Annotated in this window: 22 protein-coding genes; 15 read left to right on the top strand and 7 right to left on the bottom strand. The window is 67.1% G+C overall.

Annotated features, from left to right (window positions below; genetic code table 11):
* Positions 1-377: 377 nt before the first annotated feature.
* The 14 genes from L5G33_RS16285 (at position 378) to L5G33_RS16220 (ending at position 13,894) form a co-directional block, all read left to right on the top strand.
* Positions 378-1,601 carry an ABC transporter substrate-binding protein gene (locus L5G33_RS16285; protein ID WP_236999213.1) on the top strand — a complete coding sequence of 408 codons (1,224 nt, stop codon included), beginning with the start codon at positions 378-380 and terminating at the stop codon, positions 1,599-1,601.
* Positions 1,598-2,626 carry a branched-chain amino acid ABC transporter permease gene (locus tag L5G33_RS16280; protein ID WP_236999212.1) on the top strand — a complete coding sequence of 343 codons (1,029 nt, stop codon included), beginning with the start codon at positions 1,598-1,600 and terminating at the stop codon, positions 2,624-2,626. The genes L5G33_RS16285 and L5G33_RS16280 overlap by 4 nt, the downstream gene beginning before the upstream one ends.
* A complete protein-coding gene (locus tag L5G33_RS16275; RefSeq protein WP_236999211.1) occupies positions 2,623-3,672 on the top strand; it encodes a branched-chain amino acid ABC transporter permease in 1,050 nt (349 codons plus the stop codon). The genes L5G33_RS16280 and L5G33_RS16275 overlap by 4 nt, the downstream gene beginning before the upstream one ends.
* Positions 3,669-4,400: an ABC transporter ATP-binding protein gene (locus L5G33_RS16270; RefSeq protein ID WP_236999210.1), complete on the top strand. Its 732-nt coding sequence runs from the start codon at positions 3,669-3,671 to the stop codon at positions 4,398-4,400. Before L5G33_RS16275 ends, L5G33_RS16270 begins: the two co-directional genes overlap by 4 nt.
* On the top strand, positions 4,393-5,094 hold the full coding sequence (locus L5G33_RS16265; RefSeq protein WP_236999209.1) for an ABC transporter ATP-binding protein: 702 nt from the start codon (positions 4,393-4,395) through the stop codon (positions 5,092-5,094). The genes L5G33_RS16270 and L5G33_RS16265 overlap by 8 nt, the downstream gene beginning before the upstream one ends.
* Complete coding sequence (locus L5G33_RS16260; protein WP_236999208.1) at positions 5,091-6,470, top strand: MmgE/PrpD family protein; 1,380 nt, start codon at positions 5,091-5,093, stop codon at positions 6,468-6,470. The genes L5G33_RS16265 and L5G33_RS16260 overlap by 4 nt, the downstream gene beginning before the upstream one ends.
* A gap of 16 nt (positions 6,471-6,486) precedes the next feature.
* On the top strand, positions 6,487-7,125 hold the full coding sequence (locus L5G33_RS16255; RefSeq protein ID WP_236999207.1) for an aspartate/glutamate racemase family protein: 639 nt from the start codon (positions 6,487-6,489) through the stop codon (positions 7,123-7,125).
* On the top strand, positions 7,122-8,483 hold the full coding sequence (locus tag L5G33_RS16250) for an FAD-dependent oxidoreductase (protein WP_236999206.1): 1,362 nt from the start codon (positions 7,122-7,124) through the stop codon (positions 8,481-8,483). Before L5G33_RS16255 ends, L5G33_RS16250 begins: the two co-directional genes overlap by 4 nt.
* On the top strand, positions 8,476-9,003 hold the full coding sequence (locus L5G33_RS16245; RefSeq protein WP_236999205.1) for a hypothetical protein: 528 nt from the start codon (positions 8,476-8,478) through the stop codon (positions 9,001-9,003). Before L5G33_RS16250 ends, L5G33_RS16245 begins: the two co-directional genes overlap by 8 nt.
* A gap of 13 nt (positions 9,004-9,016) precedes the next feature.
* Positions 9,017-9,373 (top strand): EthD domain-containing protein, encoded by a 357-nt coding sequence (locus tag L5G33_RS16240; protein ID WP_236999204.1) that lies wholly within the window; start codon positions 9,017-9,019, stop codon positions 9,371-9,373.
* Positions 9,370-10,110, top strand: coding sequence for a hypothetical protein (locus L5G33_RS16235; protein WP_236999203.1), 741 nt, complete (start codon positions 9,370-9,372; stop codon positions 10,108-10,110). Before L5G33_RS16240 ends, L5G33_RS16235 begins: the two co-directional genes overlap by 4 nt.
* Positions 10,107-11,099 (top strand): LLM class flavin-dependent oxidoreductase, encoded by a 993-nt coding sequence (locus L5G33_RS16230; RefSeq protein WP_236999202.1) that lies wholly within the window; start codon positions 10,107-10,109, stop codon positions 11,097-11,099. Before L5G33_RS16235 ends, L5G33_RS16230 begins: the two co-directional genes overlap by 4 nt.
* Positions 11,099-12,472 (top strand): MmgE/PrpD family protein, encoded by a 1,374-nt coding sequence (locus L5G33_RS16225; protein WP_236999201.1) that lies wholly within the window; start codon positions 11,099-11,101, stop codon positions 12,470-12,472. The genes L5G33_RS16230 and L5G33_RS16225 overlap by 1 nt, the downstream gene beginning before the upstream one ends.
* A 258-nt stretch (positions 12,473-12,730) precedes the next feature.
* Complete coding sequence (locus L5G33_RS16220; RefSeq protein WP_236999200.1) at positions 12,731-13,894, top strand: zinc-binding dehydrogenase; 1,164 nt, start codon at positions 12,731-12,733, stop codon at positions 13,892-13,894.
* Positions 13,895-13,897: 3 nt separating this feature from the next.
* On the opposite strand, the gene L5G33_RS16215 is transcribed toward L5G33_RS16220, so the two are convergent.
* Genes L5G33_RS16215 through L5G33_RS16200 form a run of 4 tightly spaced genes read right to left on the bottom strand, consistent with a single transcriptional unit; the run spans position 13,898 to position 17,409 of the window.
* Positions 13,898-14,320: a hypothetical protein gene (locus tag L5G33_RS16215; RefSeq protein ID WP_236999199.1), complete on the bottom strand. Its 423-nt coding sequence runs from the start codon at positions 14,318-14,320 to the stop codon at positions 13,898-13,900.
* 31 nt (positions 14,321-14,351) lie between these two features.
* Positions 14,352-15,095, bottom strand: a complete 744-nt coding sequence (locus L5G33_RS16210; RefSeq protein WP_236999198.1) for a CPBP family intramembrane glutamic endopeptidase — start codon at positions 15,093-15,095, stop codon at positions 14,352-14,354.
* Between the two features lie 34 nt (positions 15,096-15,129).
* Positions 15,130-16,296, bottom strand: a complete 1,167-nt coding sequence (locus tag L5G33_RS16205; protein ID WP_236999197.1) for a fatty acid desaturase family protein — start codon at positions 16,294-16,296, stop codon at positions 15,130-15,132.
* Positions 16,297-16,320: 24 nt separating this feature from the next.
* Positions 16,321-17,409 carry a ferredoxin reductase gene (locus L5G33_RS16200; protein ID WP_236999196.1) on the bottom strand — a complete coding sequence of 363 codons (1,089 nt, stop codon included), beginning with the start codon at positions 17,407-17,409 and terminating at the stop codon, positions 16,321-16,323.
* Between the two features lie 275 nt (positions 17,410-17,684).
* On the opposite strand from L5G33_RS16200, the gene nrdF reads away from it, so the two are divergent.
* A complete protein-coding gene (gene nrdF, locus L5G33_RS16195; protein ID WP_236999195.1) occupies positions 17,685-18,686 on the top strand; it encodes a class 1b ribonucleoside-diphosphate reductase subunit beta in 1,002 nt (333 codons plus the stop codon).
* A 75-nt stretch (positions 18,687-18,761) separates the two neighbouring features.
* On the opposite strand, the gene L5G33_RS16190 is transcribed toward nrdF, so the two are convergent.
* The 3 genes from L5G33_RS16190 to L5G33_RS16180 are packed head-to-tail and all read right to left on the bottom strand — an operon-like array spanning position 18,762 to position 23,424.
* Positions 18,762-19,511, bottom strand: a complete 750-nt coding sequence (locus tag L5G33_RS16190; protein ID WP_236999194.1) for an SWIM zinc finger family protein — start codon at positions 19,509-19,511, stop codon at positions 18,762-18,764.
* The gene (locus L5G33_RS16185; protein WP_236999193.1) at positions 19,508-22,384 is read right to left on the bottom strand and encodes a DEAD/DEAH box helicase; all 2,877 of its coding nucleotides are present in this window, start codon (positions 22,382-22,384) and stop codon (positions 19,508-19,510) included. Before L5G33_RS16185 ends, L5G33_RS16190 begins: the two co-directional genes overlap by 4 nt.
* A 35-nt stretch (positions 22,385-22,419) precedes the next feature.
* Positions 22,420-23,424, bottom strand: coding sequence for an ABC transporter substrate-binding protein (locus L5G33_RS16180; protein ID WP_236999387.1), 1,005 nt, complete (start codon positions 23,422-23,424; stop codon positions 22,420-22,422).
* Positions 23,425-23,652 lie beyond the last annotated feature (228 nt).

The raw sequence follows: 23,652 nt of genomic DNA, 5'->3' as shown, positions 1-23,652 counted from the left end.
CATGCTGCCGGACCTCGACGGTCGTCGGGCGTCGCGGCGGCCGGCGTCCGTGGACGATGAATCGGCGTAGTGGCCGCATCCAGCAGGTTCGTTGCATCATCAACCGGAAGATGATCCATGTTTCCTCCAGCGGAACGATGGTCGCGAATGGGACGTGTTGTGTCAACTATTACCAGTTCAGCTGGTTTGACTGGGCAATTAGCGGTGTACTGCGCCGATTCGGGATCGAGAGGTGCTGCGCTATTAGGACTTGAGGTGAGTGGAGTCACATGTTAGATTTAGGTTCCACGAGTTGGTGTTCCTTTCAGCGGAACAATCTGGAGACGCCTCGATCATCGATTCGAGGACGGGACCGAACGAGGTCAGGAGCAGTCGGAATGAGAAGTCGGAAGTTCGTGACGGCAGCCGCCGTTGCGCTCGGAGTTGCGTTGACGGCCACCGGCTGCGGTGCGTCTGGCGGTGGCGAGGACGTCATCAAGATCGGCACAGTACACCCGCTAACCGGCGTCAATGCCGGTGACGGCGCCCAGTTGGAGAACGGTGCCGAACTCGCGGTCCGTCACATCAACGACGCTGGCGGCATCAAGGCGCTGGGCGGGAAGAAGCTGGCGATCGACCCGGGCGACACGAAGGGGTCGGCGAAGACCGGCCAGAGCGAGGCTCAGCGTCTCGTCAGCGGCGGTGCAGTCGCCATGATCGGCAGCTACCAGAGTGCCGTCTGCGCGAACGTCGCGGTGGTCGCCGAACGTAACGAGGTCCCGTATCTGATGGACATCTGTGGCGACAACTCGATCCTGGAGAACGGCTACCGGTACACCTTCCGGATGCAGCCGCCGAACTCCCGTTTCGGGTCGAGTACCGCGGACTACGTCAAGGAGATCTCGGAGAAGGCCGGTCGGCCGGTCACCAAGGTTGCCTACCTCCATGAGAACACGGCGTTCGGTAACGGAGTGTCTGAGGCGTTCACGATGCGCGCCGCCAAGCTCGGTCTCACGATGGGGCCGTCGATCAGTTACGACGCGGCGAGCGTGTCCGACCTGACTACGCAGATCGCGCAGGTGAAGTCGAGCGGCGCCAACGTCCTGGTGATCTCGGGCTACTACCGCGACGGCGTCCTGGCCGCCAAGGCGATCCAGACCGTCAAGCCGAAGCTCGACGCTGTGGTCGGAGCCGCCGACGGTGCTTTCGACCAGCCGCAGTTCCCTCGTGACGCGGGACGTGCGGGCGACGGCTACTTCGATGTGAACTACCACATCAACGACAAGAGCAAGGAAGGGCAGGACTTCGTGAAAGCCTATACAGCCGAATACGGCGACGCGCCGCGTACCGGTGCGGCACTCGCCTACGACTCGGTCATGGTGATCGCCGCGGCGATCGAAAAGGCAGGGTCGGACGACCCCAAAACCATTCGCAACGCCTTGGGCAAGACCGACGTGACGCCGGTCGTGCTCTCGGACGGCCCGGTCCGCTTCAGCGAGACCGGTGAGAACCTGTCCACTCTGCCGGTCCTGACCCAGGTACTCGACGATGCTCCCTACGTTGTCTACCCGGAGCAATACGCAGTGAAGCAGATCATGTACCCGGCGGGACCGGGCCGATGAGTCCGACGCAGACTGATACGAACACATATGCCTCGATCGACGCGGTGACGGCGGGCAACGGCGTCCGGATGATGAAAAGCCTGCGCTCGTCGACCCCGGCGCTGGTCATGCTGCTGGTTCTGGTCGCATTGTTCGTCGCGGCCCTGCTGCGATCGGGCAGCATGGCGATCACTGGGCAGGCACTCCTCACCGGCATCGTCACCGGCGGCGTGTACAGCCTCCTCGCAATGGGCCTGACCCTGATCTTCGGTGTCCTCGATATCGTCAACTTCGCGCACGGGGCGTTCCTCACGGTTGGGCTGTTCGTGACGTATCAAGTCGTCGAATCGACCGGGTGGAACCCGTACCTCGCCCTGCCGATCGCCATTGCGGCGCTGTTCATCATCGGCATGGCGGTCCAGTTCTTCCTGTTGCACCGCACGATGGGCGGCGGGCTGGAGCGCCAACTCCTGATCACCCTCGGTCTGTCACTGCTCATTGCGAACGTGTTGCTGATGATCTTCCGCGGTGACCCACTCTCGGTGAACCTGGCTTCCGACCCCGGCGTGAACATCCTTGGCGCCGTGGTCAGTCGATCGCACATCATCGCGTTCGTCGGCGCACTGGTCCTGGCTGGCGTTTTGTACCTGATCCTCGATCGCACCTCGTTCGGTCGTGCCATCCGCGCCGTCGCCGCGAGCAGTCGGGGCGCTGGCCTCGTCGGCATCAACGTGCGCACCGTGTACGCGGTCACGTTCGGTCTCGGGGCGGCGTGCGCCGGCGCCGCGGGCATGCTGATCGCGCCATTCACCACGATCACCCCGACGGCGGGCGACCAGTTCAACATCCTCGCCTTCGTAGTGGTCGTCATGGGCGGCCTCGGCAACGTGATGGGCGCGCTCATCAGTGGTCTGATTGTCGGTCTCGTCGAGCAGCTCGGCGGCGTAGCCCTCGTTGGGCAGAGCCCGCTGCTGGGAGTGTTCCTCCTGTTCCTGCTCATCCTGTTGATTCGTCCGCAGGGACTGTTCGGAGGTAAGAGTTCATGACGACCAACCTGCTCACGAGAATGGCCCCCCGCTCGCCGGTGGGCGCTGACGGATCCCGAAACCTCAAGCGTCCGCTGATCATTCTCACCGTGGTCGTGATCGTCGCGGCCTTCACCCCGTTAGTCCTGCCCGACTCCCGGCAGGCTGTCGCCGTCAACGTCCTGATCATCGCGATGATGGGCATCGGCTGGAACCTGATGAGCGGCTACGGCGGCATGTTCAGCTTCGGCCACGCGGCGTTCTTCGGCATCGGCGCCTACACCGACGCCTATCTGATCGTCCACTACGACATATCGCCGTGGATCTCGCTGTTCATCGGTGCCGCGATCGCAGCGCTGGTAGCGATTGTCATCGGGTATGTGGCGTTCCGTTACAAACTTCGCGCCGCGTACTTCGCGCTGGCCACGTTCGCGTTCGCTGAGATGCTCCGGCTGCTGGCCACGAACACCGACTGGCTTAACGGGACCGCCGGCCTGCACGTCCCACTACTCAAGGACGACTCGTGGTGGATGCTGCAGTTCGACGCGAACGCGATGCAATACTTTTACATCGGCCTCGCGCTCCTGGTGGTCTGCGTACTGATCACCATGTTCTACCTGCGGTCCAGATCGGGCATCTACACGGTCGCCATCCGTGACAACGAGGAAGCCGCCGACTCGCTCGGCGTCAATGTCATGCGCGTCAAGCTGACGACGATGGCGGTCTCGGCGGCGATCACCGCCGTCGCAGGCATGTTTTACACGCAGTATTACATCTTCGTCGACCCGGAGATCGCGTTCGGAAACGCCCAGTCGGTCCAGGCCATCACACCGGCCGTCATCGGCGGCATCGCGACGATCTGGGGCCCGGTGGTCGGCGCCCTGATCATCGGTCCGCTAAACGAGTTGACCGCGGAGTGGGGACGTACCCCGCCGGCGATCCTCGACTTCCTGGCCGGTCGCAGCGGCCTCGACGTGGTCGTCTACTCGATCCTGCTCATCATCATCGTGCTGGTGCTGCCCAAGGGCATAGTCGGTTCGATACGACTCTGGTGGAGACAACGATGAACAACGTCCTCGAAGTCCGTGACTTGAGTAAGTCGTTCAAGGGCGTGCACGCGCTCGCCGATGTGGAGTTCGACGTCCCCGAAGGTTCGATCGTCGGTGTCATTGGGCCGAACGGCGCAGGCAAGACGACGTTCTTCAACTGCATCACCGGGACCCTCAAGCCCGACAGCGGTTCGGTCCGGCTCTTCGGTGAGCATGCGACCGGTCAGCCCCCGCACCGCATCGCACACGCCGGGGTCGGTCGCACCTTCCAGCTGATGCGGCCGTTCGGAACGATGACCGCTCGGGAGAACGTCATCACGGCCGCGCTCACCAAGGGCGGCAGCCACCGCCAGGCGCGCAAGCGAGCCGATGAAGTACTAGAGGCGACCGGCATGACCGAGTGGGCCGACGCGGTGTCAGACTCGCTGCACACTGCAGCCCTCAAGCGACTGGAGTTGGCTCGCGTGCTCGCTCGCTCGCCGAAGCTGTTGCTGCTCGACGAGGTGCTTGCCGGTCTGGTGCCATCCGAACGCACGCCGGTCGTCGAACTCCTCGCCGACCTGCGCGAGAGGGAAGGCCTGAGCATGGTCTTCATCGAACACATCATGGCCGCCGTTATGCGACTGTCCGACTCGGTGGTCGTCTTCGACCGTGGTCGGGTCATCGCATCGGGTGACCCCGAGGCAGTCGTCGCAGACCCGACGGTCCAAGAGGCCTACCTGGGAACGGAGATCGCTGATGCTTGAGGTCGACAACATCACGGCGGGCTACGGGAAACTGCAGATTCTGCATGACGTCTCGATTCACGTAGGCGCGGGCGAGTTGGTCTCGGTGGTCGGTGCCAACGGCGCGGGCAAGAGCACCATGCTCAGGGCGATCAGTGGTCTCATCGAGACGCGCACCGGCGAGATCCGGTACGAGGGGGAACAGTTGTCGGGGCTGCGTCCGCACCAGGTGGTGCGGCGCCGCGTCGTGCAGGTCTCGGAGGACCGCGACCTCTTCGGCCCGATGACGGTTGAGGAGAACCTGGTCCTCGGTGCGTGGACGCGCAAGAAGAGCGAAGTCGGCGACGATCTTGGACGCGTGTTCGATCTATTCCCGATTCTGAAGGAACGACGTAAGCAGGTGGCGCAGACCATGTCGGGCGGCCAACAGCAGATGGTGGCGATCGGCCGCGCACTGATGGCGCAGCCGCGGCTGTTGATGCTCGACGAGCCGTCGACCGGTCTCTCGCCAAAGCTGACGTGGGATGTGTTGAACGCGGCCGCAGAGATCCGCGCGACCGGAATAGGTGTGCTCCTCGTTGAGCAGAACGCGGCACAGGCGCTCGCCATCTCCGACCGCGCTTACGTGCTTGAGAGCGGCAGCGTTGTCCTCGAGGGTCCGGGCCAGGAACTCGCGGGCGACGAGCGTGTGAGAAGGGCGTATCTCGGACTATGAGCGATCGACGGGAGGAGACACAGGCCATCGACCCCGACCAGCGAGCGGCACTTGCCGCGGCGCGCACACTGTCGGAGTGGGCCGCCGATCTGACCTGGGAAACGGTTCCAGATGAGGTCCGCGACCGTCTCCGGCTGGTCTTGCTCGACACACTCGGGGTCACGATGCTAGGTGCGCGTCTGCCCGAACGGGCGGGCCTCGTCGACGCGTGGACGCCCGGTGTGGGGTCGGTGCCCCTGATCGGTACCGGCGTGCGGACCTCGCCCGAGGTCGCGGCCTGGTTGAACGCGACGGCGCTGGTCAGCCTGGAGATGGATGAGGGCAACAAGTTCGCGGGCGGGCACCCGGCCGCGCACGGATTCCCCGCCGTTCTGGCCCTCGCCGCGGCGATCGACGCCGATGGGCCGTCGACGGCGGCCGCGCTGCTGGTTGCCTACGAGGTCGGTGCCCGCTACGGTCGCGCGTCGGCTGCGGCGGCGGACCTGCACCCGCACGGCAACTGGGGATTCACCGGCGCCGCGGCGGGCTGCGCCAAACTGCTGAGCCTTGACGCCGATCAGATCACAGGCGCGGTCGACGCTGCGAGCGGCATGCCGATCGCCGGACCGTTCTCCGCCGCGCTCGACGGCAACCCGGTCCGCAACGAATGGATGGGGGCCTGCAACGTCTCGGGCCTGGCCGCCGCGCGCCTCGCGAAGGCCGGAATGGCCATTCCGACCGGCATCGCCGCCCACAGTCTGGGCCGGCTCCTCGGCACGTTCTCACCGGACGTGCTCGTCGAGCGACTCGACAAACGCTGGGACATCGGCCTCGGCTACTTCAAACGGCACGCGTCATGCGCGTTCACCCACCCGACGGCCGACGCAACCTTGGAGTTGCGCTCGCAGTTGGGCGAGGGCGGTGTCGGCGCGATCACCGGTATCCGGGTGTCGACGTACTCAGCGGCGGCGAACCTGCACCGGACGCGTTGGAACAACCGACTCGCCGCGATGTTCTCGATTCCGTATGTGGTCGCGACCGCGCTGCGCGACGGGCGGGTGGCACCGGACGGATTCGACGCTTCGAACAGCGCGGAGTTCCAGGCCCTGGCCGACCGGGTGGAGGTGGTCGCCGACGCAGTCTTCGACGACCGGCTGCCCGACGCCCGCGGTGCCGCGGTCGAGGTCACTCTCGCCGACGGCCGCGTCCTGCGGGAGGAGGCGGCCAACCCGATCGGCGACTCCGCGCGCCAGCCGTTCGACCACGAGCGGACCGTCGCACTCCTCGGTGACCTGCTCGGCGACGGGGACACTGTCGATCGGATCGTCGACGTGGCCTCCTCGTTGCCCGAGGCGCCTGGAGTCCGCGCGCTTTTGCAGACATTGACCCATCCCTGACTGGAGAGGCACAGACATGAAGATCTTCGCGACCACCCCGCTGTATGTGGGCGTCGACGAACTGGCCCGCCGCCAGCAGCGCTACGACGCGATCGCCCCCGCGGGCGTCGGGGTGACGCTGCACGATCTGCCCGACAGCGCGCCGACCAGCCTCGACTCGGCCGAGGACATCGCGCGCTCGGACCACTACGTCCACGCCGCGCTGGCCGCGGCGCCGACCGAGTTCGACGCCTTGATGCCCGACTGCGTCCTCGACCCGGCAGTGGCGCGACTGCAGAGCGAAACCGACCGCCCGGTCATCGGAATCCTGCGGATGAACCTGGCGTATGCGGCCGCCCTGGCCGCCCCGACCGCCGGAGTGGTCCGCAACCACGCGATCGCAGCCGAGATGCGCCGCGTCACCGAGGTCTACGAGTGGTCTCAGTGGCTCACCGAAGTCCAGGTCCTCGACCTGCCGTTCGACGCGGTCAGTGCGGGCCCGCAGTGGCAGGCCCAGCTCGACAACGCTGCCGCGACGCTGGCGCCGCGTGGTGCGCGAGCGCTACTCAACGGGTGCTCGGCGGTCGACGTCGACGCCGACCACCCCTCAGCGGTGCCTGTCGTCGACCCGGTGATCCGGGCGCTAGAACTCTTCGCGGCGGGATCCCGGGCATGAGCGCTGACGGACCCGACCTGGTCGTCGCCGGCGCGGGAGGCGGACTGATCGGCGCCCTACGCGCCGCGCAGCTCGGCCTGGACGTCCTGGTGGTCGAGACGAGTGAACACTTCACCCGCGGCAACAACACTTCGATGTGCACCGCGATGATCCCGGGCGTGGGCAGCCGCTTCCAACGCGAACTCGGCATCGAGGACTCTGCGGACCTGTTCGCCGCCGACGTCGAGCGCAAGACCGAGGGCACCGGCGACCAGCGGCTGGCCCGCACCCTGGCCCGGGTCAGCGGCGAGATGGTCGAATGGATGGCGGACGAGGTCGGCCTGGAGATCTCGCTGATGACCGACATGCACTACCCGGGCCACTCGGTGGACCGTTGCCACACCATTCCGGAGCGGCACGGCAACGCACTGATCGACCATCTCGCGCGCACCGCTCGTGCGCACCCGAACATCGACTTCCTGGTGCCGGCGCGTCTGACCGAGGTGGAGCTGGACGCCGACGGGGCCGTGTGCGCGGTGGTCGTGACCGATCCGTCCGGAGCGCCCGAACACATCGAGACACCCGCGGTGCTGCTGGCCACCAACGGATTCGGTGCCGACCATGAGATGGTGGCCGAGCACATGCCGGAGATCGCATCGGCTACCTACCACGGCAGCGAGACCTCCCGCGGTGACGGACTGCGCATCGGCACGAAGCTTGGTGCTGCGTCGGCGTATCTGGACGCTTACCAGGGCCACGGCGCGCTCGCCGCCAGATCGGCGACGCTGCTCGGCTGGGCGACGATCATGCACGGCGCGATCATGCTCGACACCACGGGCCGCCGGTTCGCCAAGGAGACCAGCGGATACTCCGAGTTCGGTCCGTACCTGGCGGCCCGCCCCGGGGCGACCGGCTGGGTCGTCTTCGACCGCCGCGTCCACGACCTGTGCCAGCCGTTCACCGACTTCCGGCAGACCGTCGAATCAGGTGCGCAGGTCTGGGCCGACGATGCCGCGGGACTCGCGGAGGTCACCGGGCTGCCCGTCGAGGGCGTCGTCGCCGAGTTGCAGGAGTCGGCGCGTGCCGCGCGCGGGGAGATCGAAGATCGCTTCGGCCGCGACTACGAAGCGCCGTTGGAGGCGCCGTACGCCGCCGTCCGGGTGGTCCCGGCGCTGTTCCACACCCAGGGCGGGCTCGTCGTCGATGAGAAGGCGCGTGTGGTGGACGAGGCCGACGTCCCGATCGTGGGCCTGTACGCCTCGGGCGGCGCCGCCGCCGGCGTGTCCGGTCACGGTGCCGGGGGGTACCTGGCAGGTAACGGCCTGATGCCCGCGTTCGGCCTGGCATACCTCGCCGCGACGGTCGTCGCGAATGGCTAAGCCGTCCGACCCCGAACAGGCCGCACGCGCATTCGTGCAGCGTGAGGCTGGTTTCGCGCAGGTGGTGACGTTCGATCGGCTCGGCGAGCCCGTCGGACGCTCCACGAGCGCGTTCCTCGCCGACGACTGGACGGTCGAGATGGTGCAGCGGCGCGTCCATCGTCGAAACGCGCAGCTCGAGCGCGATCCGCGCGTCCTCGTCACCTGGGTCGGCGCTCCGTCGCCGGATTCGGTGAACGACTCGCCCTGGACGTTCGACCTCGGCCTCACCATCCCGCGGGCGGTGTTCGTGCGCGGCACGGCACACCTGCTCGATGCGGACGAGACTTGGGACGTGTACCGCCGCCACGCCGACCGGCTCCGTGCTGCGGGCCACGTGAAGGCTCCCCGGCGCGGCCGCGCCGAGATCGACGACGGCATGCGCGGGGTGCGGATCACGCCGAGCCGGATCCGCGTCGAAGGATTCGGCGAAGGCGCGCAGGCCTTCGACCTACGCGTTTCAGGGCAGCACTCGCAGTGAAGGGATTGCACCGATGATTAAGGCACTACTCGGATACGGCATCGTCGAAGGCGTCAGCGAAGAAGAGTACGAGCGGTGGCTGTTCGACGTCCACGCGCCCGACCTGCTCGCCAACCCGCACGTGGACCGCATCGTCTTCAACAAGATCCTGTATCCGGTAACGTCCGCGTCCGGCGGCACTGCACAGATTCCGCCGAGCCAGACTTTCTACCGGATCGCCGAGATGCACTTCGCTGACCATGACGCATATCAGTCGTACCGCGCATGGTTCGATGAGAACCCGCTGGCCGTCGAACGCGGACCGGCCGGGCGCACCGACTTCAAGTTCTATCTGATCGGTGAGAGCACCGTGGTGGAGCGTGATCGGTGACGTTCGACGCTGCGTCTGTGGTTCTGAGCGACCCGTCGCCGGTGAGCACTGAGCAGTTGGCGGAGGCGGCGCTAGCGGCGTACACGGTCGCGGGGGACGTATCGGCCGCAGTTCTGCCCGTGCTCGACGCCGTGAGTCTCCTTGGCGAGCCGTCCTTCAACTCGTGGGCCGACGTCATCGCCACCGAGGACGGATTCCCGCTGCTTGGCACCGGCCGTCGCGCGTCGACGTACGCCGCCCTCATGTGGAACGGCGCGCGTCTCGACGCGGCCCAGCCGAGCCCGCGGTGGGCGCCCCTGCTCGCAGCGTTGGCCGCGGCGGGGGCGGACACCGGACTCGACCGAGTGGGGCACTCGGTACTCGCCGGACTAGGCGTCGCAGACGAGGCCGCGGTCCTACTGGCGGCTGATCCGCTCGCGTATCCGACCCTCGGCACTCTCGCGGCGGCCGTGGCGGCATCGCTGGTCGGGCCTTCGGAGGGAGCCGACCTGGCCGACGTGCTCGATCTAGCGGCAAGTCTGGCCGCGTTCGCCCCCGATGGTCGATCAGCGGGCAGTGGGTGGCTCGCCGGACACGCAGCAGCGTCCGGATGGCTCGCCGCCAGAGTGCCCGCCGACGTGATCACGCCGATGCCGGGCAGCGTCGTACACACCCTGTCCGCTGTGGCCGGTCGGCCGGTGGCGGCGCGCGACTCGGTGCCGAGCAAGGTCGACGAGCTACTGAGAATGCTGCGATGAGGGACCCGAAGATCCTGTTGAACCTGGCACGGCCACGCGAGAGCCATGACCCGGTCGACACGGCCAAGCGTGCGCTGCGCGACGGCGTCGACGGCGTCGGGTTTGCGGACAGCCCCCGCCTGTTTCCGGATCCGGTCCTGACCGCAGCCAGGGTCCTCGGGGCAACTGATGCCGCTCTGTCCGGTCCGTGCGTGATCGGTCTGGGACTGCACCACCCGAGCGTCGTCGCGCAGTCATGCGCCACGTTGGCCGAGCAGTTCCCCGGCCGAACGCTGACCGCGGTCGCGCGCGGGGAGAGTTCGCTGCGCAATGAGGGCGTGCCGGTGCCGTCGCTGCGCGAGTATCGAGGTCAACTCGAGTCGCTGCGTGCACGACTCGGCGAGCTGGCACCTGCATCGGGGCCGGTGCTTGGCGCCGGATCCGGTCCGCGGACCATCGCGGCCACCGCACATGCTCTCGGAGGAGTACTGCTTGACGTCGGCGTATCGACCAGCGTCGTCGAACGCGCCGTCGAGACCGCTCGTGCCGCCGCTTCGGACGTGCGGTGCTGGCTGTTCCTGCGGGCGGTCGTCACCTCCGACGACGACCAGGCGCAGAGGGCCGCAGCACCGATCCTCGGTTCTTGCGCCATGCGGTTGGTCCAGTCACCCGACTGGTATCAGCTCAATCCTCAGACGGTTCCCCGGGTTGCTGTCGTCGCCACAGCCCACGACTACCGCAAGCACGGGACCGCCGGAGCTGCGGGTGAACGCGAACCCGATCCCGCGGCCGACGCACTGATCCGAGATCGCTTTCTGCTGACCGGGGCCGCAAGCGATATCGAGGCGAGGCTGCGACCGTTGGCCGACCTCGGGATCGAGGGTGTCGTGCTCGCGGGAGCGACAGGCGGCATCGAGGCGAACCTCGCTGTCACCGTCGCGGCGGTACGCGCGGGTCTCGCCCCGACGCGCGGCGACCCAGCTGCCAACACCGGCCGACGGAGAGCCTGATGAACGAAGTGAAGATCGACCTAACCGCGCTCGGCTGTTTCGTTGCCGCGACCGGTGCCGACGACATCCCCGACGAGACGTGGACGTTCGGACGTCTGCTGCTGTTGGACTCGCTCGGCGCGCTGATCGGCGGCCTACGCTATCCCGCCGTGCGGCGGCTCGGCGAGACCCTCGATGTCGTGGGCGACCCGTCCGGCACAGTTCCGTTCGGGTGGACGACGACGCTCGGGGCGGCCGCGACCTGGCTCGACGCAGACTCGGGCGGTTCCTTCCATCAAGCGGGCGCGCGCATTCCGCCGGTACCGACCGCTCATCCAGCTCCGCACGTGCTGCCTGGGTTGCTGCATGCTCTGGCCCGCGGTGACGTCGACGACGACGCTGCGATCGCCGCATTCGTGATCGGCTGCGAGGTGGGGCTGCGGTTCGGCGCCGGCACGTCGCTGCGCCCCGGGCTGCATCCGCACGGCATTCATGGACCGATCGCAACTGCTGTCGCGTTGAGCGCGCTCAACGGGGTAGATGCTGAGACGGCGACGAGAGCGATCGAGTTGGGCGGCTCACTGCCGCTCGCCGCGACGCTCGCCGTGCCGATGCGGGGCGGTACGGTGCGCAACCTGTGGACCGGCGTCGGGTCATACTACGGTGCGCTGGCGGCCGCGACGGCCGCTGACAGAGTCGTCACGGACCGACTGATCGACGAGCTGTACGACGGAGTCGTCACCACCGACGTCGATATCGACGAGCTCACTGGAGGTCTCGGAGCGCGGTGGCGCATGCACGAGAGCTACATCAAACCGTACGCGTGTGCGCGGTGGGTCCACCCGGCGTTGGACGCCCTGCACACGGCATTGGCGGAGGCCGGCGGCCCTTTGCCGTCGGAGATCACCGCCATCGAGGTGGAGACATTCGCGTTCGCCGCGTCCCTGGACAGCCGCGGCGCCGAATCAGACCTGCACGCGCGATTCTCAATACCGCGGTGCGTCGCCTCGGTCGTTGTCGACGGTCGACTTGACGCGGACGGGTTTCTTCCTGGGCGGTTCGAGCGACCCGAGGTGGCGATGCTGGTCGATCGCGTGCACGTGCGTGAGTTGCCGGAGTTCTCGGCGGAGCTGCCCGAGCGCCGCCCCGCTCGAGTGACGGTCCGCACGATCGCGGGCCGATGGACCGCAGAGGTGCCCAATGCGAGAGGCAATCCGGACTCCGCGTTGACCGTCGAGGAGGTGGTCGAGAAGTTCCTCGGCAACGTCGGGCCGTTCCTACCTTGCGAGGTGCTCGATCAGATCGTGGACACGCTCGTCGGCCCGACCGCTCGCGGGGCGCGAGGCACCGCGTTGCGCGAACTTGCAGTGGCGGTGCGCAGCGCGGTGGTGTGATCGGTGGCGTCGGTCTGGACGAGCGAAATAGTAGAAGTGTCGGCAGATCACAGGATCAGGGGAGCAACGACGGTTCGGGCGATACGGACACGATGAGTTCTGTCGGCGCATGGCGTGCGGGCCGTTCGGATACCGGCGTGTGTCGTCGCCGTGGAAGTGCTGATCGGAACGCCGCAGGGATCGACACTTTGAAAGCGAAACCTCTGCGGCGAGCTCAAGAGCGCTCGCGGGGGGTCGCTCGGAACTACAGTGGTCGACGTGAAAGCCGTTGTGTGCAGCCAAGGCAACCTGACCGTCGACGACCTCCCGGACCCCGCTCCGGGGCGTGGCCAGGTGGTGTTGGACGTGGCACGGACCGGTATCTGCGGTTCGGACCTGCACGCCCGTCACCACGCGGACATCGTCGCCGAGGTCGCCGAACAGGCGGGCTATTCACATATGATGCGGTCCGACCAGCGGGTCGTGATGGGACACGAATTCGTCGGGACCGTCGCCGAATACGGCCCGGGCTGCCATGAGCGGTGGAAGGCGGGGACGCGGGTCGTCGCGCTTCCGATGATCACCGAGGGCGGCGGACCTCAACTGGTGGGACTGTCCGAACTGGCGCCGGGCGCGTACGCCGAACGCGTCCTCGTCCAGGAGTCGATGGTGTTGGCCGTCCCCGACGGGCTGTCCGACGACGAGGCCGCGCTCACCGAACCGATGGCCGTCGCTTGGCACGCTGTTCGTCGCGGTGACGTCGGGCGGGGACGAACCGCAGTCGTGATCGGCTGCGGGCCTATCGGTCTCGCTGTCATCGCGATGCTCAAGGCGTCGGGGGTGAAGCAGATCGTGGCGAGTGACCTGTCGCCGCGCCGCCGCGAACTGGCGCGCGAGGTGGGCGCGCACGTCGTCGTCGATCCCTGGGAGACCGACCCGTTCGACGCGTACAAGCCTTCCCGCAACGAGTTGCGGTCTGTGTCGGACATGGTCGGGCTCGCACTCGGGACCATGGGCAAGCTCCGTGCGGTGCCCGGCGTGCCGTGGTGGCACGTGTTCCGTCTCGCCGAACGGCTCGGCGAAGTCCCCGCCGGCCCCGTCGTGTTCGAGTGCGTCGGAGTACCCGGCATGATCGGGCAGCTCGTCGACACCGCACCGCCGCGATCACGCATCGTGGTCGTCGGCGTCTGCATGGAGCAGGACGCCTTCATGCCCGCGATGGCGGGCAGCAAGGAGATCGAGTTCCGCTTCGTGTTCGGCTACGACCCCGGAGAGTTCCACGACACGCTGCAGATGATGGCGAGCGGAAAAGTTGACGTGAAGCCGCTGATCACCGGAGTCGTCGGCCTCGACGGTCTGGAAGCCGCGTTCGACGCGCTCGGCGATCCCGAGAAACACGCCAAGATCCTCGTCGACCCGAAGAGCCCGGCCACACAGGTGTGAGGGTCAGCGTCGCCGCGCTGCCATGTCCCGAACGAATCGGGTGGCGCCGACCGTCATGTAGCTGCCAGTCAACGCGACCATCGCGACGGCCGCGGGCTTCGGCAGGTCGCCGCGGACCAGATGCGCGGTGCCGTGCGCGGTATCGGTGATGTCGACCATCAGCGAGAGCCGCTGCCAGCGGGGCCGCTCGGCGGCCGGGGTGGTCAGGTAGCCGAGGCCGAGAGCGATGGCGCGGGCACCGAAGATCCGTGTCAGGTAGTCCAGTTCAGGCGTCTGCTGCACGCCCAGACCCCGGGCGAGCGTGCCGGGCGCGACGAGAGACGCGACACCGAGCGCGATGCGGCCGACGGCGAGCCCGCGCAGGGCAGGCAACAAATGATCTGCAGGCAACGGGTCATTTCGGGACCGCACGTCGTCAGTGCTCATTGTCACATCGTGGCACGTGCGCGCTGCGCTGTCACCCGAGCTTCCATGCGAACGCCGCAGCGACTGCGCCCGCTGCGTTCGCCGCCCAATGCAACGCGAGACAGGGGAGGAGGCTCCCGGTCGTCACTCGCAGCCAGCCGAACACGGCACCCGAGGCGCCCGTGAACAGGACTGCGCCGACCACCCCGAGCACTTGGCCGACTGTGCCGGAGCCGACGACGTCGCCGATCCCGTCATTGCCTGCGGACAGCCCGGTCGAGGACACCACGTGCCACAGCCCGAAGAGGACGGCCTGCGCGGCGATCGTGACCGCGACGGACTGACGCCGCAGCAATGCGCCGGTGATGACGCCGCGGAACAGGAGTTCCTCGGGGATCACCGTCTGCAGCGGAATCAGCACGAATGCCGAGTACAGCGCCCACCCAAGCTCGCGGTACGCGTCGTTGAGGAATAGGTCGCGCAACGGCGGGATCGCCAGCGCCAGCGCGATGGCGACCACGACGACTAGGACGATCACCGCCGCCCAGCGCGCGCCTCGGGCCCAGGTGCGCGGCGACAGGCCGAGATCGTCGGCGCGGAGACCAGAGCCGACGGCGAGACTCACCGCGATGAGTGCGGTGATCGTCACGATCCACCGAGACCACGTGTAGTGGGTGTAGTGCATCGTCGTCTCCGCGGCGAACATGACGATGACGAGCGCGATCAACAGGTAGTAGTAGCGGACACGACGGCGGACGAGTCGTGATCCTGGGCGCGGGTCGGGCACGTGTGTCACGTCGTCTCCCTCGCCCGTGAGGCGAAGATCAGGGTCAGACGGCGATCAGCGGGCGCACAACGGCGTCGTCGTCCACCGGTTTGTACGGTCCCGGCTTCTTGGTCACGCGACCGCCCGGGAAGGCGAGTTTCACGATGGTGCGCTGGACCATCCAGAGCTGTTCGCCGAAACGGCCAGAGTTGTACGGCAGCTTGTGTCGTTCGCAGATCTCTTTGACCTTGGGAGCGATCTGCGCGTACCGGCTCGAAGGCATATCCGGGAAGATGTGGTGTTCCACCTGGTAGCCGAGGTTTCCCGACAGCACGTGGAAGATGGGCGAGCCCTCGATGTTGGCCGCGCCCAGCAATTGGCGGACATAGAAACCGGCCCTGGTCTCGTTCTCGGTCTCTTCTTCACTGAAGGTGTAGCACTGGTCTGGGAAGTGGCCGCAGAAGATGATCGCGTACGCCCACACGTTCCGGATGATGTTGGCGGTGAAGTTCGCGGTTAGCGTCGGCAGGAAACCCTTCGGCCCCGACAGCGCCGGGAATGCGATGTAGTCCTTCGCGATCTGCCGCCACGCCTTGTGCCGCATGCCTTTCAGATCGTGCAACACCTCCTTCTTCGTCCGCTCACCGGCGAAGACGGCGTCGACGTCGAGATCGTGTAGCGCCACCCCCCACTCGAAGAAGGCTGCCAGGATCACGTTGTAGAACGGTTGCAGCAGGTAGACGGGCTTCCATTTCTGGCGCGGGTCGATCCGCATGATCTCGTAGCCGAGATCCTTGTCCTTGCCCCTGATGTTGGTGAAGGTGTGGTGCACATAGTTGTGCGAGTGCTTCCAAGCTTCCTTGGTCGACGCGCTGTCCCAGTCCCACGACGTGGAATTGATCTGCGGATCCTGCATCCAGTCCCATTGACCGTGCATCACGTTGTGCCCGATCTCCATGTTCTCCAGGATTTTCGCGATGCCGAGCACACCGGTCCCGAGTAGCCATGCCGGCTTGTACCGGGAACCGAGCAGGATGGCGCGCGCCAGCAGAGCCAACTGGCGCTGCAGGGCGATCACATTGCGGATGTACTCCGAATCCTTGTCGCCGAGGCTGGTGAAGACCTCGTCGTGGATGGCATCGAACTCGCGGCCGATCTGTTCGAGTTCCTCAGCAGAGAGTCTCGCGAGGGGGTTCTCGACGTCGGGGCTGTTCGGCGGGGAGAAGGCCATGTCATGTCCTATCCTTGTCGGTTTCTAGAGGTCGATGGTGACGTCGCCCTCCGGGGAGTTCACGCAGGTACGGACCTCCGTTCCGGCCTTCGTGACACTCCCGGTCCGCAAATCACGGACCGCACCGGACGAGAGCATTCCGGTGCAGGTGTGGCAGATGCCGATCCGGCACCCGAATGGCATGTCCACACCGGCGTCTTCGCCTGCCTGCAGAATCACCTGGTCGCCTGCGCAGTTGGCGCGCGCATCGGACCGAGTGAAGGTGATGGCGCCGCCCTCGCCGGTGGTCGAGGTGAGGACGCGCTCGAAGGACTCCATCTGCAGTCGGTCGTCGAGCCCCGCGCCGCCGAAGTGCTCGGTCAGGTCGTCGAGCATAGCTCCCGGACCGCAGGCGAAGGTGTGCCGTTCGCGCCAGTCGGGGCAGAGCTCATCCAGATCGGCGGGTGTCATCCGCCCGTCGGTGGCGGTCGAGCGAGTCACGAAACGATAGGCCGGATCTGCGTTGGACGCGTCCGAGAGGGCACTCGCGAAGATGGCCTCGTCGGCGGTGTGCGCTGAGTGAAGGTGCACTGTGTCGGGCATGGTGTGCGAACGTTCGAGCGAACGGATCATCGCCATCACCGGGGTCACTCCGCTGCCCGCCGTCAGGAACAGCAACCGCTCCGGGACCTGGTCGGGCAGAGTGAACTGCCCGTCCACCTGTCCCAGCGTGACCAGCGATCCGAGGGCCTGCGGTCCGTGCAGCCAATTGGAGACGACGCCGTCCTGCGTGCGTTTGACCGTGATGGTCACCTGCCCGTCAGGCCGGGACCCGTCACTGCTCAGCGAGTAGGCGCGCCAGTGCCGTTTGCCTTCGATGTCGAAACCGATCCGGATGTACTGCCCGGCCTTGTGGCCGCGCCACCGAAAGCCGGGTGTGATGTAGACGGTCACCGCATCGTCTGTCTCGTGATGGATACGTTCGATGCGTCCGCGCAACTCCGCTGTCGACCACAGTGGGTTGATGAGCGCCAGATAGTCGTCGATCTTCAGCGGCCAGGTGAAATAGCCCAGCCCCTTCATGGCGAGCTTGGCCGCCGGGGGCATGTCGACTCGTGTTCCGCGCTCCGGCATGCCACCACACTCCGATTGGACTGGTCCTGATTGGGCTGGTGGCGTTCACGGTAGTCAAGACCGAAGGACGTGAGATGCGAATCTCACAGATCCGTGCTACCGGCTGTCGTCGCGGACGTGCCGTCGTCGCAGAATGCGCCGATCGTGTCGGCGTGTCGTCGGGCGCCACGCCGATCTCCGTCAAGACACACGATGTTGTGTTGCGATCTGGTGCGCGCCCCAAGCGGTAGGGTTGAGCCGTTCTAACGATCACCATTTCTTCAACGCGAGGTGTCATGTCTGAGATCGCCCACAGTCCCGCCGAAGGTGCACCGGTGAAGCTGGTGAGCCGGGTGTCGGCCATCAACTGGAATCGTGTGACCGACGACAAGGACGCCGAGGTCTGGGACCGTCTGACGGGCAATTTCTGGCTGCCCGAGAAGGTGCCGGTGTCCAACGACATCCCGTCCTGGGGCACGCTCACCGACTACGAGAAGACGCTGACGATGCGCGTCTTCACCGGTCTCACGCTCCTCGACACGATCCAGGGCACCGTCGGCGCCATCTCACTGATCCCGGATGCGATCACACCGCACGAGGAAGCGGTGATGACGAACATCGCTTTCATGGAGTCGGTGCACGCCAAGAGCTACAGCTCGATCTTCTCCACCCTGTGCTCTACCAAGGAGATCGACGAGGCGTTCCGCTGGTCCGAGGAGAACGAGCATCTGCAGCGCAAGGCGCAGATCATCATGGACTATTACCGCGGCGACGATCCGCTCAAGCGCAAGGTCGCGTCGACGCTCCTCGAATCGTTCCTGTTCTACAGCGGCTTCTACCTGCCGATGTATTGGTCCTCGCGCGCCAAGCTCACGAACACCGCCGACATGATCCGCCTGATCATCCGCGATGAGGCCGTCCACGGCTACTACATCGGCTACAAGTACCAGCGCGGCCTCGAGACGCAGACGGCTGAGCGCCGCGCCGAACTGAAGGACTACACGTTCGAGCTGCTCTTTGAGCTCTACGACAACGAGACCGACTACACCGAAGCCCTCTACGACGAGGTCGGTTTGAGTGAGGACGTCAAGAAGTTCCTGCGGTACAACGCGAACAAGGCGCTGATGAACCTCGGCTACGAGGCGATGTTCCCGAAGGATGAGACGTCGGTGAACCCGGCGATCCTGTCGGCGCTCTCGCCGAACGCCGACGAGAACCACGACTTCTTCTCGGGCTCCGGCAGTTCGTACGTCATCGGCAAGGCCGTCAACACCGAAGACGACGACTGGGACTTCTGATTCCGCCACTCGCCTGCTAGTTGGTGTCGCCGGGTGACATCAACGAGCAGGTGAAGGCGATCCCGACAGCGTTTCTCACGTCCGACGTTTCAGTTCGGCGTAGAAGGTGGCCAGGTCGTCGAACGCTTCGGCCAGCTGGGTCGCGGGAACGCCGGACGCGCGCAGCGCGGTCCTCAACGCCGCGGGCTCCAACTCGGTGAGCGCGTCGACTGCCGGGAACGGGGGAGGGGGCGGCAGGACGACGGTGTCGCCGTAGAAGTCCTCGGGCAGGACGTCGCCGGTCGACGGATCGTCGGACGGCTCCGCGTCGCCGCCACCTGCGGATCCCAGCAACGCAGGCAGATCCGTGCCCATCACCTGCAGTAACACGGTGGGGCGACGGTCGATCTCGGCGGCCACCTCGAACGCGGTCGCCAGCACGTGGATGCACCGCGGGGCCTGATCCGGGCACGTGCAACTCGATTCGACGTCTGCCGACTCCGTCGGCGCGATCAGGTTCCCGAGACCGGCAGGCTGCTCGCCGCGCGCCAGTGCGAGCAGATCGTCGACGTCGCCCGTAGTCCGGAGCAGACCGACCACCGTGTCCGCGTCGACGGTCCGCGTCCGCAAGATCACGTCGAATGGATCGAGCTGCGTGCCGCGGACCGCAGAGGTGATCGTCCCGTCGCCGATCACCAGCGCGTCGACGTGCCGGTCGCGGAAGTAGCGTCGCGCGCCGGTGATGTGCCGGTGGTCGGCACCCGCCTCGACGACGGACACGAACGCCCGCGACCAGCCGGTGATCCCGTACCCGCGGATTGGGGCTGCCCGTCTCCGCCCGCTCATTCGCCGACCGCCTCCTCACGCAACGCGAGCAGGTCGAACAGCGCGTCGTCGTCCAGGTCCGACAGCCAGCTCTCGCCGGTCTTCACCGTCAACTGCGACAGTTCCCGTTTGGCCGTCACCATCTCGTCGATCCGTTCCTCGAGAGTGCCGACACAGACGAACTTACGCACCTGCACGTTGCGGGTCTGACCGATCCGGTACGCGCGGTCGGTCGCCTGGTCTTCCACTGCCGGATTCCACCAGCGGTCGGCGTGGATGACGTGGTTGGCCGCGACCAGATTCAGTCCGGTGCCGCCAGCCTTCAACGTGGCGATCAACACGGGCGGACCGTCGCCGTCCTGGAACCGTTCGACCATGGCGTCACGGTCGGCTCGCGAGCGCCCACCGTGCAGCACCGGCACGTCGACGCCGAGGACCGGCGACAGCCACTCGCTGAGCAGATCGGCGAACACCGCGAACTGGGTGAACACGAGCGCCTTGTCGCCTTCGGCGATCAGCGTGGTCAGGACGTCGATCAACAACTCGACCTTGCCCGAGCGGTGACGGCGTTTACGCATCAACGGTGACCCGTCGCCGAGGTAGTGGGCCGGATGGTTGCAGATCTGCTTGAGGCGGGTGAGGGCGGCGAGGACGCTGCGGCGTCGTTCGCCCACGGGATTGCGTTCGGCGAGCGCTTCGTGCAGTTCGTTGAGAACCGCCTGGTAGAGGCCCGCCTGCTCGGTCGACAGGTTAGTCCGCACGATGAGTTCGGACTTCTCCGGAAGGTCGGGAGCGACGTCCGGGTCGGTCTTGGTGCGACGCAGGATAAACGGACCGGTGAGCGTGTTGAGGCGACGCAGTGCATCCTGATCACGGTCGCGTTCGATGGGCTCGGCGAAGCGTGAACGGAACTTCGACGCGGTCCCGAGCATGCCCGGATTCACGAGGTCGACCACTGCGCGGAGATCCTCCAGGCGATTCTCCACCGGCGTGCCGGTCAACGCGATCCGGAGTCGGGCAGGTATGGCACGCAACGCTTTCGCCGCCGCCGTGTTCACATTCTTCACGTGCTGCGCCTCGTCGACCACCAGTTCGGTCCACGGGAGAGTCGCGAGGTCGGCGCGATCCCGGGCGAGCGTGGCGAATGTCGTCAGCACGACGTCGACGTCGCCGGTCCGGATCGCGTCGACGCGGCGGCCCGTCCCATGGTGCACGACGACGCGCAACCCCGGCGCGAACGTCGTCAGCTCCCGATGCCAGTTGCCGATGACTGACATCGGGCACACCACGAGGGCAGGCGGCAGGGTGTCGTCGGCCGCCCGCATCGTCGTCAACAGCGCGATGACCTGCACGGTCTTTCCGAGCCCCATGTCGTCGGCGAGCACGGCGCCCGCGCCCATCGATCCGAGCGTGTGCAGCCAGTCGAGTCCGCGCTGCTGATACGGGCGCAACGTCGCGTGCAGCGACGCAGGAGCGTCCACCGGTTCGGGAACGATCGCACCAGCCCGCGCGACGTCGTCGAGCCAGCCCAGACCGTGCACCGACGAGACCGGTACCGGCAGCTTGTCGACCGGATCCGCGACCAACTCCAACAACTGAGCCATCGTCTGCTTGGCATCGGGATCGGCGACGGCGCGCTGCGCAGCGAGGAACGACGCCGCCCGATGCAGCGCAGCGCCTTCCGCGCGCAACCAGCGACCGCGGACCTTCACCAGGTCGCCGTGCTGTTGGGCGAGCTCGTCCAAGTCGGCCTGCGACAGCTCGGGCGAGTCCGGGGCGTCGCCGAGAGCCAGCCGCCACTCGAAGTCGGAGATCTCGTCGAGTCCGACGAAACCGGGTCGTGCCCCGCCATCGGGGACTGCTGTCGCCGCTCGTAGCGACAGGCTCGGGGACACCGAGGCGATCGTGCGGGGGAGCAGGACGGTGATCCCGGCCTGCGAGATCGACTCGGCTCCGGAGGTGAACAGATCGTCGACGGCCCGGGTGTCGAGGAGGAAGTCGAGCGAATGCGGGTCGGTGTCGGCGACGGCGAGCACGCCGAATGCGCGGACCGCGATCGCGAGGTCGCCGGTGATCGCCTCGAGTTCGTGCGGGTCGATCCGGTGGGGTGCGACGGGCACGACGTCGCCGGTCGCGGTGTGGCGGCACACTTCGAGGCGCCACCGCGTCTGAGCGAACGGCACGGGCTCGTCTGGCGGCTCGTGCAAACGCAGCACCAGTGACGCCGCTTCCGGACCGACGGTCGCGAGCCAGTCGGTCCACGCGCTGCGTGCGCCGGGCAGGTCGGGGACCGGAGACGGGGCTGGCTCGGCGAGTCCTGCGATCAACGGAACCTGGGAGCCGACGCGGTCGCCGATCCGGCGCCGGACCTCGTGGTCGAGGAGTTCGTTCGCGAAGTCGGTGATCGCCGCCGATCCGCCGTTGTCGGCGATCGCGGGGGGCGCGCTGCCGTGCGCGACCTGCATCCAGGCGCGCCACGCGCTCGTCGGCATCGGCAGCCACCGCACCTCGGTGATGCCGGCGACCTCGACCGTGCCGGGGGCGACCGCGCCAGCGTCGATCGCCGCGCGCACACCGGCGAGGAGATAGCGGTAAAACGCGACGTCGCCACCCGGACGCGCATGGTCGAAGCGGTCGAACAGTTGCACGGCGGTCGGTACGCCGACCGCCGTGGCGTGCACGAAATCGCGCGACCCGCCCGGCGTCCGGAGTTCGACGGGGTGACGGAGCCTGCGCCCACCGATCAGATCCGCCAGCGTCGACGGCACGTCGGCCACCTCGTCGAGGAGCGTGCCGGCGTCAGCGGAGGCAGCTGCTGGCCACACTGCGAGACCGAGGCCGGGACGCCAGAGGACACGGACGGGTGGAGCCTTGACAGACACCGTTGCCTTCACAGAATCGTTCTACGCCGACCTACCGACAATCTCGGCTAGCCGCTCGCCGAGCTGCTGTTCAACGACTGCTTGAGATCGTTGAGGACGAGCCATCCCGCGGCGACGCCGGGCCGCCCATACCAGACCTCGTCGTTCACCGACAGCACCCGTTTCCACGTGGGGGCGCCGAGATTGAGCCACTCGTCCGACATCAGGACGTCGTGGCCGCGGTCACGGCCGCCGTCGCCCGCATAGCTGACGTAGATGAGGTCGGCGTCGGCGTCGGTCATGTTGTCGTCGGTCATCGGCACCGCGGCGGGGGTGCGCTGCGGCGCGGGCCGGTCGACACCGACCAGCGCCATGATCTGCGCGCCGAACGGGGACGTGCCCTCGATGAGAGACTCGTCCGGAGTGAAGCGCACGAGAGACACCTGACTATGACTAGCGTCCATCACCCGGCCCACACGGGCGGCCTCGGCGATGAACTCGTCGACGCGCTGCGTACCGGCCGCCGAGCGGTTGGTCGCCTCCGCGACGGCCATCAGCGACGCCTTCGCGTCACCTGCCGGGTCGACGACGGCGGTCCGCGCCGTGCCGAGCGCACCTGTCGCAGTCAACGCATCGAGTTGCTTCGCGGTGCCGGGCGTCGACAGCACCAGGTCGGGTGCCGCTTCGCGGATCGCCGCCGCATCGGGTGTGTCGCCGACGGCGGGGACCGCGGCCAGCTGCGGACCCAGGTACTCCGGCACCGAACCCGGCGCCGCCGTGATCGCCCGGACCTGCGGGCCGAGGCCGAGCGCGCACAACCCGTCCAACAGTGCGGGGTCGGTGACGACGATCCGCTTCGCGTCGGTGCGCCCCGGGTCGACCGTCGTCGGCGCCAGGCACGTCCGCGAGTAGTCACGACCAGCACCGACGATGTTGACCTCGGCGAAACGAGTGGTCGTCGTGGAGATCACCGATCCGTCGGGGGTCCGCAGCACACCGTCGTCGCTGCCGCACGCGGACAGTCCGACGGCGAGCGTCGCGGTGCACGCCAGCGCGGCGGCGGTGGAGCCCATACGGCCGCGGGCGAGGCGTCGGGGGAATTGATGCACGCGCCCACGCTAGCACCGGTGCGCGGCACGGTGATCTGGCCGCGAACACGTAATACGACAGTTCGTAGGACCCACTCGGAATTGCACCCGGCTCTGGTCTACGATCAGTGATGCAGCGCGCTGTCTTCGGTCGGCGCCACAGCAGTAGACGGACGAAGGTCCAGTGCCGACGACCGGGAGACCGACGCGACG

This window comes from Gordonia liuliyuniae (assembly GCF_021738805.1).
Lineage (GTDB): Bacteria > Actinomycetota > Actinomycetes > Mycobacteriales > Mycobacteriaceae > Gordonia > Gordonia liuliyuniae.
The sequence above is the reverse complement of the archived record's forward strand: the minus strand, read 5'-3'. Positions and strand labels throughout refer to the sequence as shown.